Genomic DNA, 3,075 nt, shown 5'->3' on the forward strand with positions numbered 1-3,075 from the left:
GCCTTCTTTCGACTTGCCCTTCCGCGCGGATCAGGCGCGGACGGCAGGACTATATTGCTTGCTACGCTTACGCCTTGATTGCCGGCTCCGCATTGCGCAGACGGATGTGCAGTTCGCGCAGTTGCTTCTCGTCGACCGCCGACGGCGCTTGCGTCAACAGATCTTGCGCGCGCTGGGTCTTCGGGAAAGCGATGACGTCGCGAATCGACTCGGCGCCGGCCATCATGGTCACCAGACGATCCAGGCCGAAGGCGATGCCGCCGTGCGGAGGCGCGCCGTATTGCAGCGCATCCAGCAGGAAACCGAACTTCAGGCGTGCTTCTTCGTCGTTGATCTTCAGCGCGCGGAACACCTTGCTCTGCACTTCGGCGCGGTGGATACGGACCGAACCGCCGCCCATTTCCCAACCGTTCAGCACCAGGTCATAGGCCTTGGCGATGGCGGCTGCCGGGTTGGTCGAGATGAAATCTTCGTGACCATCCTTGGGCGAGGTGAACGGGTGATGCAGAGCGACCCAGCGCTGGTTGTCTTCGTCGTATTCGAACATCGGGAAGTCGACCACCCACAGCGGACGCCAGGCGTCGTCGAGCAGGCCGTTCTTCTTGCCGAAATCGCTGTGGCCGATCTTCACGCGCAGCGCGCCGATGGCGTCGTTGACGACCTTGGTCTTGTCGGCGCCGAAGAAAATCAGGTCGCCGTCTTGCGCGCCGGTCTTCTCGACGATGGCGGCCAGTGCGGCGTCGTGCAGGTTCTTGACGATCGGCGATTGCAGGCCGTCGCGACCCTTGGCCTTTTCGTTGACCTTGATGTACGCCAGGCCCTTGGCGCCGTAGATGGCGACGAACTGGGTGTAGGCGTCGATTTCCGAACGCGGCATTTCGGCGCCGCCCGGCACGCGCAGGCCGACCACGCGGCCGCCTTCGCTGTTGGCCGCACCGGCGAATACCTTGAACTCGACATCCTTCATGACGTCGGTCAGCTCGGTGAATTCCAGCTTGACGCGCATGTCCGGCTTGTCCGAACCGTACATGCCCATCGCGGTCGCGAAGTCCATGACCGGGAACGGATCCGGCAGGTCGATGTCGAGCACGTTCTTGAAGACCAGGCGGATCATGCCTTCGAACAGGTCGCGGATTTCCTGTTCATTCATGAACGAGGTTTCGCAGTCGATCTGGGTGAATTCAGGCTGGCGATCGGCGCGCAGGTCTTCGTCGCGGAAGCACTTGGTGATCTGGTAGTAACGGTCGAAGTTGGCGACCATCAGCAGCTGCTTGAACAGCTGCGGCGATTGCGGCAGCGCGAAGAATTCGCCGGCGTTCACGCGCGAAGGCACCAGGTAATCGCGTGCGCCTTCCGGGGTCGACTTGGTCAGCATCGGCGTTTCGATGTCGATGAAGCCTTGCGCGTCGAGGAACTTGCGCACTTCCATCGCCACCTTGTAGCGCAGGCGCAGGTTGTTTTGCATTTGCGGACGGCGCAGGTCCAGCACGCGGTGCGTCAGGCGGGTGGTTTCCGACAGGTTGTCGTCGTCCAGCTGGAACGGCGGCGTGACGGATGGGTTCAGCACTTCCAGCTCGTGCGCGAGCACTTCGATCTTGCCCGAGGTCAGGTTGGCGTTGCTGGTGCCGTCGGGACGGTTGCGCACGATGCCGGTGATGCGCAGGCAGAATTCGTTGCGCACGGCTTCGGCGTTCTTGAACACGTCGACGCGATCAGGATCGCAGACGACTTGCACCAGGCCTTCGCGGTCGCGCAGATCGATGAAGATCACGCCGCCGTGGTCGCGACGACGATGCACCCAGCCGCACAGGCTGACGGTTTGGCCGAGCAGTGCCTCAGTGGTGAGGCCGCAGTATTGAGTTCGCATGGACATATTCAGGTTCCGTTATTCCGTTTTCAGTTTCGTTCGATTCAGTTTTTTTGCTTCTGTGTTCGGTGCTGCTGGCAGGGCGAAGGCGGGGCAGAACAGCGCGGTCAACTCTTGCGGAGCGCTGAACGCCCCTTCAATTATGATTGGCCGCATCGGCGGCGTGCCGGACTTGTCCTGGTACACGGCGATCAGATGCGGCACGCCGCCGCCTTGGGTGTAGGTCGAACGCACGGTGTGGCCCGGGGCCTTCGGCGCGATCATGATGATGTCCAGGTCGGCGCGCGGCACCATCAGGAAAAATCCCGAGGTCGGATTCGGCGTGGTCGGCACGTACAGGCTGACGTAGTCGCCCGCCAGGTGGTTCTTCACTTCACCGCCGGGAATGCCGGTCAGAAACGCGATGGTCCACGAGCCTTGGCGCGGATACTGCACCAGCACGGCCTTGCGGAAGGCGTTGCCGGACGACGAGAACAGCGTGTCGGATACTTGCTTGACGCTGGAATAGATCGACTTGACCACCGGAATGCGGGTCAGCAGACCTTCCCACAGCGACACCACCTGGCGGCCGATGAAATTGCGCGTGGCCAGGCCGGTGATGAAAATGATCAGCAGCGTGAGGATGGTGCCCAGGCCGGGGATATGGAAGCCGACCAGCGCTTCCGGCCGCCAGCTTTCCGGCAGCAGCAGCAGCGACTGATCCATGGTGCCGATGATCAGGTTGAGCACCCACACCGTGATTGCCAGGGGGACCAGGATCAGCAGGCCGGTGATGAAGTATTTGCGCATGGGGTGGCTTTCCGCGGTGGCGCTCAGGAAGCGCTTGGGGTGCTGGGTGACTTGGGAGCAGCCGGGGCTGCAGCAGCTGGTGCGGCCGCTGGGGCGGCGGGCGCCGAAGCTGCAGCGGGAGCAGCGGCCGGAGCAGCAACACCAGTACCGCCAGCATCGCCGGATTATAAAGGTTTTTGGGACGTTTTTGACACCGGATGCAAACTCCTCCGCCAAGCCAGTCCCCGCCGCGCCCGCGATTCGACAAAGAATTGCCAGATTGAAATGTATTCGCACGTCGACATTTCCTGCGGGAAATGCCGACCACGCCGATTGCCATACGCTGCCAATGCCTCCGGAAGCGAGGCATCCTCTCTCAAAAGCGGGTTTCCAGAGACAAGCGTATGGTGCGCCCGGGCATCGGCATGCCGGATGCAATC

At 62.2% G+C, this 3,075-nt stretch carries 3 protein-coding genes; 1 reads left to right on the forward strand and 2 read right to left on the reverse strand.

All coding sequences use genetic code 11. From position 1 onward, the window contains the following. Nucleotides 1–67: 67 nt before the first annotated feature. Both aspS and HLUSI_RS27240 read right to left on the reverse strand, forming a co-directional pair. Nucleotides 68–1,873, reverse strand: coding sequence for an aspartate--tRNA ligase (gene aspS / locus HLUSI_RS0106140; protein ID WP_016833143.1), 1,806 nt, complete (start codon nucleotides 1,871–1,873; stop codon nucleotides 68–70). A gap of 12 nt (nucleotides 1,874–1,885) precedes the next feature. After that, nucleotides 1,886–2,656 carry a DUF502 domain-containing protein gene (locus HLUSI_RS27240; protein WP_016833145.1) on the reverse strand — a complete coding sequence of 257 codons (771 nt, stop codon included), beginning with the start codon at nucleotides 2,654–2,656 and terminating at the stop codon, nucleotides 1,886–1,888. Here HLUSI_RS27240 and HLUSI_RS33915 point away from each other — a divergent pair. Next, a partial coding sequence (locus tag HLUSI_RS33915; protein ID WP_238533928.1) for a hypothetical protein occupies nucleotides 2,640–3,075 on the forward strand: 436 nt, incomplete at its 3' end. The genes HLUSI_RS27240 and HLUSI_RS33915 overlap by 17 nt on opposite strands.

The organism is Herbaspirillum lusitanum P6-12, assembly GCF_000256565.1.
In the GTDB taxonomy this organism is placed as follows: domain Bacteria; phylum Pseudomonadota; class Gammaproteobacteria; order Burkholderiales; family Burkholderiaceae_D; genus Herbaspirillum; species Herbaspirillum lusitanum.

Bases quoted from the DNA above. Each gene is read 5' to 3' on its own strand.
- aspS (WP_016833143.1), bottom strand. From the start codon at position 1,873: ATGTCCATGCGAACTCAATACTGCGGCCTCACCACTGAGGCACTGCTC.
- HLUSI_RS27240 (WP_016833145.1), bottom strand. From the start codon at position 2,656: ATGCGCAAATACTTCATCACCGGCCTGCTGATCCTGGTCCCCCTGGCA.